Below are 14,117 nucleotides of genomic sequence, written 5' to 3'. Positions count from 1 at the left end.
AGGAGGAATACGATGTACGATACAGCTCGCGAAAGGCTTATTCATTTGCATCATTGTCGTGGGATCGGATGGAAAAGCATCGCGCGCTTGCTTGATGTTGATCCATCCCTTACCTCGATTTTTCATCTTTCTTCTCATCAACTTCAACGATTACTGGCCATCCCCGAAAAACATTTCGCTGTTTTTTTCCATGATTTGCATTGTCACAAATTGAAACGTATGATAAAAACATATGAGGAGCAAAACATTCATATTGTGACAATTAAGGACGATGAATACCCAGATTGGCTCAAACATATATACGATCCGCCTTGGGTACTATATGCGAAGGGAAACGTGCAATTGTTGAAGCGAAAAAAATTAATAAGCGTCGTCGGGACACGAACACCAACTCGTCAAGGAATGGCGGCGATGCACATCGTTCTTCCGCCGCTCATCCAACACGGGTGGGTCATTGTGAGCGGATTAGCGAAAGGCGTCGATGCCGAAGCGCATCGTTTATGTTTACGCCATAACGGTGAAACCATTGCGGTCATGGCGGGGGGATTGCGTTATATATATCCTCCTGAAAACGAATCATTATTTCGACAATTAGCGACAACACAACTCGTTATTTCTGAGTATCCGCCGTTTGTTCGCCCACAAACATGGCATTTTCCGATGCGCAACCGGATCATTAGCGGTTTGTCTGTTGGCACGCTTGTCGTGCAGGCGAAAGAGCGAAGCGGCTCGCTCATTACTGCTCATTTTGCGCTACAACAAGGAAGAGACGTGTTTGCGATCCCAGGTGACATCACGACAAAAGAAGCGCACGGGACGAACCGGTTAATCCAACAAGGAGCGAAATTAATCTTATCAAGCGACGATATCGAAGAGGAATTTCGACATCTTTTTACATGAGCGAAAGAAAAAATCGAAAAATGATGTTTGACAAATGAACGAATCATCATTAATAATAATGAAGATTTTATTTTACGAATTACCTCTTAAGGGAGGACAAAATGATGTCAGACTACTTAGTCATTGTAGAGTCGCCAGCAAAGGCGAAAACGATTGAAAGATACTTAGGAAAAAAGTATAAAGTAAAAGCATCGATGGGGCATGTGCGCGATTTGCCAAAAAGTCAAATGGGCGTTGATATACAAAACGACTATGAACCGAAGTATATTACGATTCGTGGCAAAGGTTCGGTCATTAAAGAGTTAAAAACAGCAGCGAAAAAGGCAAAAAAAGTATTTCTTGCCGCCGACCCGGATCGCGAAGGGGAAGCGATCGCTTGGCACTTAGCACATTTGCTTGATTTAAACACCGACTCCCCATGTCGCGTTGTATTTAACGAAATTACAAAAGATGCGATTAAACAGTCGTTTGAACAACCGCGCGCCATTAATATGCATTTAGTTCATGCACAACAAGCGCGGCGCGTGCTCGATCGCCTTGTCGGCTACAACATTAGCCCGTTGCTTTGGAAAAAAGTAAAAAAAGGGTTGAGCGCAGGGCGTGTGCAATCTGTTGCGCTTCGCTTAATTATTGATCGTGAAAAAGAAATTCAATCGTTTCAACCAGAAGAATATTGGACGATTCAAGGGACGTTTGTCAAAGGCAATGACACATTTGAAGCGCAATTTTATCGTCTAGACAATGAAACGTTCGATTTAAAAACAGAACAAGATGTACAACATGTGTTAAGCCATATGCAAGGCAATGAATTTGTCGTCACATCGGTAACGAAAAAAGAACGAAAGCGCAATCCGGTTGCACCATTCATTACATCGTCATTGCAACAAGAGGCGGCACGGAAGTTGAATTTTCGCACGAAAAAGACGATGATGGTCGCACAACAGCTATACGAAGGAATTGATCTAGGAAGTGAAGGAACTGTCGGTTTAATTACATATATGCGTACAGACTCGACGCGCGTATCCGAGAGCGCTCAACAAGAGGCGATTCAGTATATTGAACAGACGTTCGGTACATCATATGTAGCAACAGAAAAAAGAAAAGAAAAACAAAAGGCGAACGCGCAAGATGCGCACGAAGCGATTCGCCCAACGTCCGTCTGGCGTCATCCGAGCGCCATTAAGCCGCATGTGACACGCGATCAATATCAGCTGTACAAACTCATTTGGGAGCGCTTTATCGCCAGTCAAATGGCTCCAGCTTTGCTCGATACGGTCGCGGTCGAACTTTCAAACGGTTCAGTCGTCTTTCGTGCGACTGGCTCGACAGTCAAATTTCCAGGCTTTATGAAAGTATATGTGGAAGGAACAGACGATCCGAAAGATGAACAGCAACGATTATTGCCAGACTTTGTTGAAGGGGAGCGCGTATTTAGTAAAGATATTGAAGGAAAGCAACATTTTACACAGCCGCCACCGCGTTATACGGAAGCGCGCCTTGTCAAGACGTTAGAAGAGCTCGGCATCGGTCGTCCATCGACATATGCCCCGACGCTCGATACGATTCAAAAGCGCAATTATGTGACGCTTGAGAACAAACGATTCGTCCCAACAGAGCTTGGGGAAATTGTCCTTGATTTAATGATGCAATTTTTCCCGGAAATTTTAGACGTCGAGTTTACAGCAAAAATGGAAAAAAACTTAGACGACATCGAAGAAGGGAAAGTCGAATGGGTACGCATCATTGATGAATTTTATCGCGAGTTTGAAAAACGGTTAAAAGTGGCTGAAGTTGAAATGGAAAAAGTCGAAATAGCAGATGAATCAGCCGGTGTCGATTGCGATGTATGCGGAAGCCCAATGGTATATAAAATGGGGCGTTTCGGAAAGTTTATCGCTTGTTCAAATTTCCCACAATGCCGCAATACAAAAGCGATCGTCAAACATATTGGTGTGACATGTCCGCGCTGTCATGAAGGAAACATCGTCGAACGAAAAAGCAAAAAGAAGCGCATGTTTTATGGTTGCGATCGTTTCCCAACGTGCGATTTCGTTTCATGGGATAAACCGATCAATCGACCGTGTCCAAAATGCGGGGGCATGCTCGTTGAGAAAAAAGGGAAAAAGACCGTGCACGTTCAATGTACACAATGTGAATATAACGAACAACAGTAAGGTGAGGCGAATACCCTCACCCATTTTATCGAGGAGGGAATATGAATGGAAGTAACAGTCATTGGAGCAGGATTAGCAGGAAGTGAGGCGGCATGGCAACTCGCGAAGCGCGGCATTCGCGTCAAATTATATGAAATGCGCCCGGTGAAACAAACACCTGCGCATCATACGGACAAATTCGCAGAACTCGTATGCAGCAACTCCCTTCGCGCAAATACGTTAACGAATGCAGTCGGTGTATTAAAAGAAGAAATGCGTCGGTTAGATTCCGTCATTATGAAAGCAGCGGACTCTTGTTGCGTGCCAGCTGGTGGAGCTTTAGCTGTCGACCGTCACGAATTTGCAGCGAAAGTCACAGACATGGTAGCGAATCATCCGAATGTGACGGTTGTGCGCGAAGAAGTAACAACAATTCCAACAGGCCCAACGATTATTGCAACAGGTCCGTTAACATCGCAGCCGCTTTCGGAACAGCTTCAAGCGTTGACAGGGGAAGAATATTTATATTTTTACGATGCGGCTGCACCGATTGTTGAGAAAGAAAGCATTGATATGGAAAAAGTGTATATCAAGTCTCGCTACGACAAAGGGGAAGCAGCATACATTAACTGCCCGATGACAGAAGAGGAGTTTGACCGATTTTATGATGCGCTCATTTCTGCTGAAACAGTGCCTTTAAAAGAGTTTGAAAAAGAAATTTATTTTGAAGGATGTATGCCAATTGAAGTGATGGCGCGGCGCGGCAAAAAGACGTTGTTGTTTGGACCAATGAAACCTGTCGGCTTAGAAGATCCGCGTACAGGGAAACGCCCTTTTGCTGTCGTCCAACTTCGCCAAGATGATGCGGCAGGAACGTTGTACAATATTGTCGGGTTTCAAACGCATTTAAAATGGGGGGCGCAAAAAGAAGTCATTCGCTTGATCCCAGGGCTTGAGCAAGCAGAAATTGTACGATATGGTGTCATGCACCGCAATACGTTTATTAATTCGCCAAAGTTATTAAAACCGACATATCAATATAAAGAAAGAGAAGATTTATTTTTTGCAGGACAAATGACCGGGGTCGAAGGGTATGTTGAGTCAGCAGCATCAGGACTTGTGGCGGGAATTAATGCTGCGCACTATATGCTTGGGAAAGAACTTGTCGTATTTCCGCAAGAAACGGCCATTGGCAGCATGGCGCATTATATTACATCGGCGAATCCGAAACATTTCCAACCGATGAATGCGAATTTTGGCTTATTCGCACCGCTCGATGAACCGATTAAAGATAAAAAGAAAAAAAATGAACGATATGCACAACGGGCATTAGAAACGATTCAGAATTTTTTAAAAAAATGGTGAAATTCGTTGCAAGAGCTACTAAATTATGCTACTATTTAGTAGCTCTTGTGAGGTGATCGAATGGAAAATGTGAATTTTACGTTAAATTTGTTCATTGAATATTTACAAATAGAAAAAAATTATTCAGAATATACAATTGCGTGTTATAAGCATGATATTGGCGAATTTTTTGAATTTATGGAGCGCGAACAAATGAAACAGTTGCAACAAGTGTCTTATAGCGACGTTCGCCTGTTTTTAACAGAGCTTCATAAGCGTCAGCAATCAAGCCGTTCGATTGCCAGAAAAATGTCGAGCTTGCGCAGCTTTTATAAATTTTTAGTTCGGGAGAAAATCGTTTCTGAAAATCCGTTCGCGCTTGCATCGTTGCCGAAAAAAGAACAGAAAATTCCACATTTTTTGTATCCTGATGAATTAGAACAGCTGTTTGTTGTCAATGATTTGAATACAGCGATCGGTCAACGAAACCAAGCGGTCATTGAACTGTTGTACGCGACAGGCGTTCGTGTAAGTGAATGTTGTAACATTCGCTTATCGCACATTGATTTCTCTGTATGTACGATTTTAATTTACGGAAAGGGAAACAAGCAACGATATGTGCCGTTTGGCACGTATGCAAAAGAAGCGCTTGAACGATATATACAAGATGGACGTCAGCAACTTGTAAGTAAGGCGAAAGCGCCAACGGATGTGCTTTTTTTAAATGCGCGTGGTGGAGCATTAACGCCAAGAGGGGTACGTCACATTTTAAACGACATCGTTGAACAAGCTGCCCTTTCTTTGAAAGTCAGTCCCCATGTGTTTCGCCATACGTTTGCGACGCATTTATTAAATGAAGGTGCTGATTTACGTTCTGTGCAAGAATTGTTAGGTCATGCGCATCTTTCGTCGACACAAGTGTATACACATGTAACGAAAGATCATTTGCGCTACGTTTATTTACATTCTCACCCGCGTGCATAAAAAGGAGGATGGGTTATGAGTCAATTTCATGCGACGACGATTTTTGCCATTCGCCATCAAGGAAAAGGAGCGATGGCGGGCGACGGTCAAGTGACGTTCGGCAATGCCGTAGTGATGAAACATACAGCGCGGAAAATTCGTAAACTTTTTCATGGCAAAGTGTTAGCTGGTTTTGCAGGGGCGGTAGCTGATGCGTTTACGCTATTTGAAATGTTTGAAGGAAAGTTAGAAGAATACAACGGAAATTTACAACGGGCAGCGGTTGAGCTAGCAAAAGAGTGGCGGAGCGACAAAGTGTTGCGCCGATTAGAAGCGATGTTAATTGTCATGGATGAAACACATCTTTTGCTCATTTCTGGAACAGGCGAAGTCATTGAACCGGACGATGGCATGTTAGCGATTGGCTCCGGTGGTAACTATGCGTTAGCAGCTGGTCGGGCATTAAAGACGTATGCAGGTGAACATTTCACAGCGAAGCAAATTGCGGAAGCGGCATTAAAAGTAGCGAGCGATATTTGCGTGTACACAAACGATTCCATTATTGTTGAAGAGCTGTAGAGGAGGGAGCGGCATGTTAACGCCAAAACAAATTGTTGAAAAGCTTGATCAGTTTATCGTCGGTCAGCATGAAGCGAAAAAAGCGGTTGCGATCGCATTAAGAAATCGTTATCGCCGCAGTTTATTAGATGAAAAGTTGCGCGATGAAGTCGTGCCGAAAAACATTTTAATGATTGGACCGACTGGTGTTGGAAAAACAGAAATTGCACGGCGATTAGCGAAACTTGTTGGCGCTCCATTCGTAAAAGTAGAGGCAACGAAATTTACGGAAGTCGGTTATGTCGGTCGCGACGTAGAGTCGATGGTGCGCGATCTCGTGGAAACGTCTGTGCGCATCGTGAAAGAGAAAAAAATGAACGAAGTAAAAGAACAAGCGGAACAATTAGCGAACAAACGGCTTGTTGAACTGCTTGTACCTGGGAAAACGAAACAACCGATGAAAAATCCGTTTGAACTTTTGTTTGGCGGTGCAGCGGAACAACAAACGACAAACGGAAGCGACGATCAACAGCTTGCCGAAAGACGAAGACAAGTCGCTTGGCAATTGGCAAATGGGCAGTTAGAAAACGAAGTAGTGACGGTTGAAATCGAAGAGCAACAACCGATGATGTTTGACTTATTTCAAGGCGCTGGTTTGGAGCAAATGGGCGTAAATATGCAAGATATGTTAAGTAGCTTTATGCCGAAAAGGCGGAAAAAACGAAAATTAAAAGTAAAAGAAGCGCGCCACGTCCTTGCCAACGAAGAAGCGCAAAAGTTGATCGATATGGACGAAGTCACGCAAGAAGCGATTCGACTCGCAGAGCAATCGGGCATTATTTTTATTGACGAAATTGATAAAATTGCTCGAAAAGGGCAGGTCGGTTCATCAGCTGACGTTTCGCGTGAAGGGGTGCAACGCGACATTTTACCGATTGTGGAAGGTTCAACTGTCATGACGAAATACGGACCGGTCAAAACGGACTATATTTTATTTATTGCTGCTGGGGCGTTTCATATGGCGAAACCGTCCGACTTAATCCCAGAATTGCAAGGGCGTTTTCCGATTCGCGTTGAATTGACGAAACTGACAGTAGATGATTTCGTAAAAATATTAGTTGAACCGAACAATGCACTTTTAAAACAGTATATCGCTTTACTTGCTACAGAAGGTATACAACTGGAATTTTCTGACGATGCTATTCGTAAAATCGCAGAAGTCGCTTTTGAAGTGAATCAACAAACGGATAACATTGGTGCGCGCCGCCTTCATACGATTATGGAAAAATTGTTAGAAGATTTATTGTATGAAGCGCCAGACGTACATCTTGAAAAGGTAGTTATCACCCCACAATATGTGGAGCAAAAACTAGGGAACATTGTAAGAAATAAAGATTTAAGTCAGTTTATTTTATAAGGAGGATGCGATATGAATTTACTTGAAAAAACGAGAAAAATTAATGCGATGTTGCAAAACGCGGCTGGAAAGCCTGTGAACTTTAAAGAGATGGCAGAAACGCTTTGCGAAGTTATTGAAGCAAACATTTTCGTTGTAAGCCGTCGCGGAAAGTTGCTCGGCTTTGCGATTAAACAAACGATTGAAAATGAACGAATGAAAAAAATGTTAGCGGACCGTCAATTTCCAGAAGAGTATACGAAAAACTTATTTCATATTACAGAAACATCGCCAAATCTTGATATTAATAGCGAGTATACGGCATTTCCAATTGAAAATAAAGACTTATTTAAAAATGGCTTAACGACGATCGTGCCGATTATCGGTGGCGGGGAACGCCTTGGAACGCTCATTTTATCTCGATTAGATAAAGAGTTTCACGACGATGATTTAATTTTAGCTGAATACGGAGCGACAGTTGTTGGAATGGAAATTTTGCGTGAAAAAGCGGAAGAAATTGAAGAAGAAGCGCGCAGCAAGGCGGTCGTACAAATGGCGATCAGCTCTCTTTCATATAGTGAATTAGAAGCAATCGAGCATATTTTTGAAGAATTAGATGGGACAGAAGGCTTGCTCGTTGCGAGTAAAATTGCCGATCGTGTCGGCATTACGCGTTCCGTCATTGTCAACGCACTTCGTAAACTAGAAAGTGCCGGAGTCATCGAATCTCGCTCGCTCGGAATGAAAGGAACGTATATTAAAGTATTAAACGATAAGTTTTTAACGGAACTCGAGAAGTTAAAACATCATTAAAACAAAAAGGCATCTTTCTCGTGAAGATGCCTCTTTTGTTAAAGTATGTGAAAAATAGTCCAATGTTCCCTATATACATAACATAAATAATTTTTTACAATAGAGGTGTGTTGTCGAACGGTGTCTTTACAAGGAGGAATATGCCGTGAAATTGTTTTCAAATACATTCCAAATACTAGAACAAGGATTAAATTATTCATCATTGAAGCAAAAAGTGATCGCAAACAATATTGCGAATGTCGATACACCAAACTTTCAAGCGAAAGATGTTCAGTTTCGCACTGAATTTCAGCAAGCGTTGCAAGCGTATCGTACCGATCCGCGCCATTTTGAGTTTAAGGGAAGTACTAACAAATTTTTCGTGACAACTAAAAACGATCTCGTTTACAATCATAATAAGAATAATGTCGATCTAGATAAAGAAATGTCGGATTTAGCGCAAAACCAAATTTACTATAACGCGTTAGTTGAACGTTTAAACGGAAAGTTTAACTCCTTAAAAACGGTCATTAAGGGAGGAAAATAATACATGTTTCAAAGTTTCAATGTGTCTGCCTCTGCGTTAACTGCTCAACGGTTGCGTATGGATGTCATCTCAGCAAATATGGCGAACGTCGATACGACTCGCGCCAAAATGGTCGATGGAAAGTGGCAGCCATATCGTCGAAAAATGGTTGTCATGCAACCGAACGAATCGTTTTCTTCTTTTTTGAATCAAGCGATGAACGAGCGGTCAACAGGTGGGGTGAAAGTGACGAAAATTGTCGAAGATCAAACCCCATTTAAACTTGTGTACGATCCATCTCATCCCGATGCAGATGAAAACGGATATGTGCAGCTACCGAACGTCGATCCGTTAAAAGAAATGGTTGATTTAATGAGCGCTACGCGCTCGTATGAGGCGAATGTGACGGTGTTAAACGCGACGAAAGGAATGTTAATGAAGGCGCTAGAAATCGGGAAATAGGGGGATAAATGATGATTGATCGCATTCAACGTACATTACCATCAGCTGTACAGCAACAAACGATAAAGCCTGTGGAAGCACAACGGGCATTTTCACAATTTTTAAAAGAAGCGATAAATGAAGTAAATAAACAGCAAATCGAGTCAGATTTGCTCACGACAAAGTTAGCAAAAGGAGAAAACGTTGACTTACACAACGTGATGATCGCTTCGCAAAAAGCGAGCGTGTCGCTTCAATTAGCGATTGAAGTGCGCAATAAAGTCATTGAAGCATATCAAGAAGTGATGAGAATGCAAGTATAATGGACCTCAAGAGATAGCGGAGGAAGCGTATGAACGAGCGATTAAAACAAGCGATAGAACGATTTCAATTGTTTTGGAGCGAGAGAACAAAACAGCAAAAAATGATGGCAATAGGACTTGTCGGGCTGTTGGTCGTCGCTGTTGCGCTTACTGCTTTTTTTGCGACGCGAACGAATTTTGTTCCTCTCTACAGCAATTTATCGCCACAAGAAGCAGGACAAATTAAAGCGACGCTTGACCAGCGGGGAATTAAGTCGCAAATTACGGATAACGGCACGACGATTTTAGTGCCTGAACAGCTTGTGAATACATTAAAAGTGGAGCTAGCTGCAGAAGGCATTCCGGATAGCGGAAGTATTGATTATTCGTTTTTCGGAAAAAACTCTGGTTTCGGGATGACGGATAATGAATTTAACGTGTTGAAAATTGAGGCGATGCAAACAGAGCTCGCCAATCTAATAAAAAGTATCGACGGGGTAGAAGATGCAAAGGTGATGATTAATCTACCCCAGCCGACCATCTTTGTTGGTGACCAACAGGAAGAGGCATCTGCATCCATCGTTTTGAAAACGAAGGCAGGATATAAGTTTAATGAACAGCAAATTAAATCGCTATATCACCTTGTTTCCAAAAGCGTGCCGAACCTTCCTACTGAAAATATCGTCATTATGAATCAATATTTTGAGTACTTTGACTTAAAAAATGAAGAAAATTTTTCGTCAGGCAAAACGTTTGCTGAACAATACGAAGTGAAACAACAAATTGAGCGCGACATTCAACGTCGCGTTCAACAAATGTTAGGAACGATGATCGGACAAGATAAAGTTGTCGTTTCTGTTACAGCAGACGTTGATTTTACGCAAGAAAACCGTCAAGAAGAGCTTGTTGAGCCAGTCGATAAAGAAAATATGGAAGGCATCGCAGTAAGCGTCCAGCGCATTACTGAAACGTTTTCCGGCAAAGGAGCTCAAGCAGGTGGTACAGTAGGAACGGGTGAGAACGCTATACCAGGATATGAAGGTGCCAACGGCGAGACAACCGGGGATTATGAACGAATTGAAGAAACAATTAATAACGAGGTTAATAGAATAAAAAGAGAAATTGTAGCAAGTCCTTATAAAATAAAAGATTTAGGCATTCAAGTAATGGTTGAGCCACCGAAACGAAACGATCCAAATTCACTTCCTGCCCAAACGGTTGATGACATTACAAAAATTTTAGGTACGATTGTGCGGACGTCCGTTGATAAAGAGATCGCTGGACAATGGACAGATGCAGATTTGCAAAACCGCGTCGTCGTTTCAGTACAACCGTTTAACGGAAAAGTGCAGTTTGACGAACAAACATCAGCCATTCCGACGTGGGCATATATTGTTGGTGGCGGAGTCATCGTGTTGTTGCTTGCTTTGGTCGTCTTTTTATGGTTGCGCAAACGGAAGAAAGAAGAAATGGACGAACGACCATTGCAAGAAGAGCAAGTGGCCGTACAAATTCCAGATGTAAACGAAGAAGTAGAAACGGAGGCTACATTGCGACGGAAGCAGCTTGAAAAGCTCGCAAAAGAAAAGCCAGAAGAATTTGCGAAACTGTTAAGAACATGGCTTGCAGAGGAGTAAAGGAGGGGATTGTATGGCAAAACGCGATCCAAAAGAATTAACAGGAAAACAAAAAGCAGCCATTCTCCTCATTTCATTAGGACCAGACGTTTCAGCATCGGTATATAAACATTTATCGGAAGAAGAAATCGAAAAGCTCACACTTGAAATTTCTAACGTTCGTCAAGTTGATGGCGAGAAAAAAGAAATGATTTTAGAAGAGTTTCACCAAATCGCCTTAGCACAAGATTACATTTCACAAGGCGGTATTGCTTACGCGAAACAAGTGCTTGAAAAAGCGCTAGGGCCAGAGCAAGCGATGAACATTATTAATCGTCTAACGTCCGCGTTGCAAGTGCGCCCGTTTGATTTTGCACGCAAGGCGGATCCTGCGCAAATTTTAAACTTTTTGCAAAACGAACATCCACAAACGATTGCGCTCGTGCTGTCGTATTTAGACCCTGCGCAAGCGGGACAAATTTTGTCCGCGTTACCACAAGAAATGCAAGCGGATGTCGCGCGTCGCATCGCGTTAATGGATCGCACATCACCAGAAATGATTAATGAAGTTGAGCAAGTGCTCGAACGGAAACTATCGACGACAGTTGTGCAAGATTATACGCAAACGGGTGGTATTGAAGCGGTTGTCGAAGTGTTAAACGGTGTCGATCGCGCAACAGAACGAACAATTTTAGATGCGCTTGAAATTCAAGACCCAGAATTAGCAGAAGAAATTAAAAAGCGCATGTTTGTCTTTGAAGATATCGTTACGCTTGATAATCGCGCGATTCAACGTGTCATTCGCGAAGTGGACAATGCCGACTTGTTGCTTGCGTTGAAAGTGTCTAGCGATGAAGTGAAAGAAGTCGTGTTCCGCAACATGTCTTCACGCATGGCGGAAACGTTTAAAGAAGAAATGGAGTTTATGGGTCCTGTTCGCCTTCGCGACGTAGAGGAGGCGCAATCGCGTATTGTTGCGGTTATTCGTCGTCTCGAAGAAGCGGGTGAAATTGTCGTCGCTCGCGGTGGAGGAGATGATATTATTGTCTAAATTAATTAAAGCCCCATTTGCTAGAACGTGTACGGAACAACGAGCCGTCATTCAAGTAAAAAAAGTGTTGCCAGACGTGCAACAAGAAGAACACGAGCAACATGACGAAGCGATGACAGCACACGCACAAATGATCATTGAACAAGCAGAACAGGAAGCGGCAAACATTCGTCAAGAAGCGGATATGTATTACGCATCTGTTCAACAACAAATGGAAGAAGAGCGGAGACGATGGGAAGAAGAACGAGATCAATGGGTGAACGAAGCGCGTCAAGAAGGATATGCCATCGGCTTAGAACAAGGGCGCCAAGACGGATTTCAACAATACATGGAAACGATCCAAGAAGCGAAACAAATTGTGCAGTCAGCAAATGAACAATTTTATCACATGTTGCAGTCGGCTGATGAAACGATTTTGCTTATCGCGTGCAAAGTGGCGGAACGAATTATCGGTGAACGTCTCGCTGAAAATAAAGAACATTTTCTCGGTCTTGTGAAGCAAGTCATTAAAGAAGTTCGTGAACATGAAGAAGTGAAAATGTATGTTCACCCGACTTACTATGATGTCGTCATTCGCCAAAAAGATGAGCTGAAAGCGCTATTTAGTCAAGACGTTCATTTATTTATTTACCCAGATGACACATTGGCTGAAACAAGTTGTATTGTTGAATCGCCGTTTGGTCGTATTGATGCAAGCGTTGACACGCAACTTGAGCAATTGAAGTTACAATTGCTCGAGCGAATCGAGGGGGCAAGTGAATGAACTGGCAAGCACTTATTCATGAGATCGAACTGCTCGACCCGTATAAACGATTTGGTAAAGTGACGCGCGTCATCGGCTTAATGATTGAAGCGAAAGGACCGGAAAGTTCCATCGGAGATGTATGCTACATTCATATTGGTCATAAAAAAAAGAAAAAAATTCAAGCCGAAGTTGTCGGATTTCGTGACGAATATGTGCTTTTAATGCCGTACGCAACCGTGCAAGACATCGCCCCAGGGTGCATTGTTGAAGCAACGGGTGCCCCTCTTGAAATCAAAGTAGGTACTGCGCTTGTCGGACGTGTCATTGACGCGTTAGGTGCTCCGCTCGATGATCAGCCGCTTCCGAAAGGGCTGACGGCTGTTCCGATCGATCGTCAACCGCCAAATCCGATGACGCGTCCACCGATTGCGGAGCCTATTGAAGTCGGCGTGAAAATGATCGACAGTTTGCTTACGGTTGGAAAGGGGCAACGCGTTGGCATTTTTGCTGGGTCTGGCGTTGGAAAAAGTACGTTGATGGGAATGATTGCCCGCAACACAAACGCCGATTTAAACGTCATTGCTCTCATTGGAGAACGCGGAAGAGAAGTGCGCGAGTTTATTGAACGTGACCTTGGCTCAGAAGGATTGAAACGTTCCATTGTCGTTGTTGCGACGTCCGATCAACCAGCCCTTATGCGCATTAAAGGGGCGTATACAGCGACAGCTATTGCCGAATATTTTCGGGATCAAGGGTTGAACGTCATGTTTATGATGGATTCCGTCACGCGCGTAGCAATGGCGCAACGTGAAGTCGGATTAGCCGTCGGAGAACCACCGACGACGAAAGGGTATACGCCGTCTGTTTTTGCTATGTTACCAAAACTGCTTGAGCGGACGGGAACGAATGAACACGGAACGATTACTGCTTTTTATACGGTGCTCGTTGACGGCGATGATATGAACGAACCGATTGCCGATACAGTTCGTGGTATTTTAGACGGTCATTTCGTATTAGAACGACAACTAGCAAACAAAGGTCAATATCCGGCAATTAACGTATTAAAAAGCGTAAGCCGCGTCATGAACTACATCGTAACGCCAGAACATCGCAAAATGGCGGAAAAGTTGCGTGAGTTGTTAGCGACATACGTTCAGTCTGAAGATTTAATTCAAATTGGTGCATACAAACGAGGATCGTCGCGAGAAATCGACGAAGCGATTCGTTATTATCCAAAAATTATTTCGTTTTTAAAGCAAGATGTTCATGAATCGTACACAATAAACGAAAGCGTTCAACAGTTGTTTCAACTTATTGAACAAGGGTGAAT

14 protein-coding genes are annotated in these 14,117 nt (G+C 43.0%); all 14 read left to right on the top strand.

Features of this window, described 5'->3' with window-relative positions; genetic code table 11:
* Nucleotides 1–12 precede the first annotated feature (12 nt).
* The 14 genes from dprA to fliI all read left to right on the top strand — a co-directional run bounded on the left by dprA (nt 13) and on the right by fliI (nt 14,115).
* On the top strand, nt 13–900 hold the full coding sequence (gene dprA, locus ES017_RS00515; protein WP_171334599.1) for a DNA-processing protein DprA: 888 nt from the start codon (nt 13–15) through the stop codon (nt 898–900).
* 104 nt (nt 901–1,004) lie between these two features.
* Nucleotides 1,005–3,074 carry a type I DNA topoisomerase gene (topA, locus tag ES017_RS00510; protein ID WP_021094222.1) on the top strand — a complete coding sequence of 690 codons (2,070 nt, stop codon included), beginning with the start codon at nt 1,005–1,007 and terminating at the stop codon, nt 3,072–3,074.
* A gap of 45 nt (nt 3,075–3,119) precedes the next feature.
* Entirely contained in the window at nt 3,120–4,418 is a 1,299-nt protein-coding gene (gene trmFO / locus ES017_RS00505) for an FADH(2)-oxidizing methylenetetrahydrofolate--tRNA-(uracil(54)-C(5))-methyltransferase TrmFO (protein WP_171334598.1), read from the top strand.
* A 60-nt stretch (nt 4,419–4,478) separates the two neighbouring features.
* Entirely contained in the window at nt 4,479–5,381 is a 903-nt protein-coding gene (gene xerC / locus ES017_RS00500) for a tyrosine recombinase XerC (protein WP_021094220.1), read from the top strand.
* Between the two features lie 15 nt (nt 5,382–5,396).
* Nucleotides 5,397–5,939 (top strand): ATP-dependent protease subunit HslV, encoded by a 543-nt coding sequence (hslV, locus tag ES017_RS00495; RefSeq protein ID WP_021094219.1) that lies wholly within the window; start codon nt 5,397–5,399, stop codon nt 5,937–5,939.
* Between the two features lie 13 nt (nt 5,940–5,952).
* Complete coding sequence (gene hslU / locus ES017_RS00490; protein ID WP_171334597.1) at nt 5,953–7,335, top strand: ATP-dependent protease ATPase subunit HslU; 1,383 nt, start codon at nt 5,953–5,955, stop codon at nt 7,333–7,335.
* 12 nt (nt 7,336–7,347) lie between these two features.
* Nucleotides 7,348–8,127 carry a GTP-sensing pleiotropic transcriptional regulator CodY gene (gene codY / locus ES017_RS00485; RefSeq protein WP_021094217.1) on the top strand — a complete coding sequence of 260 codons (780 nt, stop codon included), beginning with the start codon at nt 7,348–7,350 and terminating at the stop codon, nt 8,125–8,127.
* Between the two features lie 145 nt (nt 8,128–8,272).
* Nucleotides 8,273–8,653 carry a flagellar basal body rod protein FlgB gene (flgB, locus tag ES017_RS00480; protein WP_009732881.1) on the top strand — a complete coding sequence of 127 codons (381 nt, stop codon included), beginning with the start codon at nt 8,273–8,275 and terminating at the stop codon, nt 8,651–8,653.
* 3 nt (nt 8,654–8,656) lie between these two features.
* The gene (gene flgC, locus ES017_RS00475) at nt 8,657–9,094 is read left to right on the top strand and encodes a flagellar basal body rod protein FlgC (protein ID WP_009732882.1); all 438 of its coding nucleotides are present in this window, start codon (nt 8,657–8,659) and stop codon (nt 9,092–9,094) included.
* Nucleotides 9,095–9,105: 11 nt separating this feature from the next.
* Nucleotides 9,106–9,396, top strand: coding sequence for a flagellar hook-basal body complex protein FliE (gene fliE / locus ES017_RS00470; protein WP_021094216.1), 291 nt, complete (start codon nt 9,106–9,108; stop codon nt 9,394–9,396).
* Between the two features lie 29 nt (nt 9,397–9,425).
* Nucleotides 9,426–11,012 (top strand): flagellar basal-body MS-ring/collar protein FliF, encoded by a 1,587-nt coding sequence (gene fliF / locus ES017_RS00465; RefSeq protein ID WP_075039037.1) that lies wholly within the window; start codon nt 9,426–9,428, stop codon nt 11,010–11,012.
* A 13-nt stretch (nt 11,013–11,025) separates the two neighbouring features.
* Entirely contained in the window at nt 11,026–12,042 is a 1,017-nt protein-coding gene (gene fliG / locus ES017_RS00460; RefSeq protein ID WP_009732885.1) for a flagellar motor switch protein FliG, read from the top strand.
* Nucleotides 12,026–12,805: a flagellar assembly protein FliH gene (gene fliH / locus ES017_RS00455; protein ID WP_042533867.1), complete on the top strand. Its 780-nt coding sequence runs from the start codon at nt 12,026–12,028 to the stop codon at nt 12,803–12,805. Before fliG ends, fliH begins: the two co-directional genes overlap by 17 nt.
* The gene (gene fliI / locus ES017_RS00450) at nt 12,802–14,115 is read left to right on the top strand and encodes a flagellar protein export ATPase FliI (RefSeq protein WP_075039038.1); all 1,314 of its coding nucleotides are present in this window, start codon (nt 12,802–12,804) and stop codon (nt 14,113–14,115) included. Before fliH ends, fliI begins: the two co-directional genes overlap by 4 nt.
* Nucleotides 14,116–14,117 lie beyond the last annotated feature (2 nt).

The sequence above is a fragment of the Anoxybacillus sp. EFIL genome (assembly GCF_013096955.1).
Taxonomy (GTDB): domain Bacteria; phylum Bacillota; class Bacilli; order Bacillales; family Anoxybacillaceae; genus Anoxybacillus; species Anoxybacillus ayderensis.
This window is presented reverse-complemented; position numbering and strand designations above follow the sequence as displayed.

Bases quoted from the DNA above. Each gene is read 5' to 3' on its own strand.
- dprA (WP_171334599.1), top strand. From the start codon at position 13: ATGTACGATACAGCTCGCGAAAGGCTTATTCATTTGCATCATTGTCGT.
- topA (WP_021094222.1), top strand. From the start codon at position 1,005: ATGTCAGACTACTTAGTCATTGTAGAGTCGCCAGCAAAGGCGAAAACG.
- trmFO (WP_171334598.1), top strand. From the start codon at position 3,120: ATGGAAGTAACAGTCATTGGAGCAGGATTAGCAGGAAGTGAGGCGGCA.
- xerC (WP_021094220.1), top strand. From the start codon at position 4,479: ATGGAAAATGTGAATTTTACGTTAAATTTGTTCATTGAATATTTACAA.
- hslV (WP_021094219.1), top strand. From the start codon at position 5,397: ATGAGTCAATTTCATGCGACGACGATTTTTGCCATTCGCCATCAAGGA.
- hslU (WP_171334597.1), top strand. From the start codon at position 5,953: ATGTTAACGCCAAAACAAATTGTTGAAAAGCTTGATCAGTTTATCGTC.
- codY (WP_021094217.1), top strand. From the start codon at position 7,348: ATGAATTTACTTGAAAAAACGAGAAAAATTAATGCGATGTTGCAAAAC.
- flgC (WP_009732882.1), top strand. From the start codon at position 8,657: ATGTTTCAAAGTTTCAATGTGTCTGCCTCTGCGTTAACTGCTCAACGG.
- fliE (WP_021094216.1), top strand. From the start codon at position 9,106: ATGATTGATCGCATTCAACGTACATTACCATCAGCTGTACAGCAACAA.
- fliF (WP_075039037.1), top strand. From the start codon at position 9,426: ATGAACGAGCGATTAAAACAAGCGATAGAACGATTTCAATTGTTTTGG.
- fliG (WP_009732885.1), top strand. From the start codon at position 11,026: ATGGCAAAACGCGATCCAAAAGAATTAACAGGAAAACAAAAAGCAGCC.
- fliH (WP_042533867.1), top strand. From the start codon at position 12,026: ATGATATTATTGTCTAAATTAATTAAAGCCCCATTTGCTAGAACGTGT.
- fliI (WP_075039038.1), top strand. From the start codon at position 12,802: ATGAACTGGCAAGCACTTATTCATGAGATCGAACTGCTCGACCCGTAT.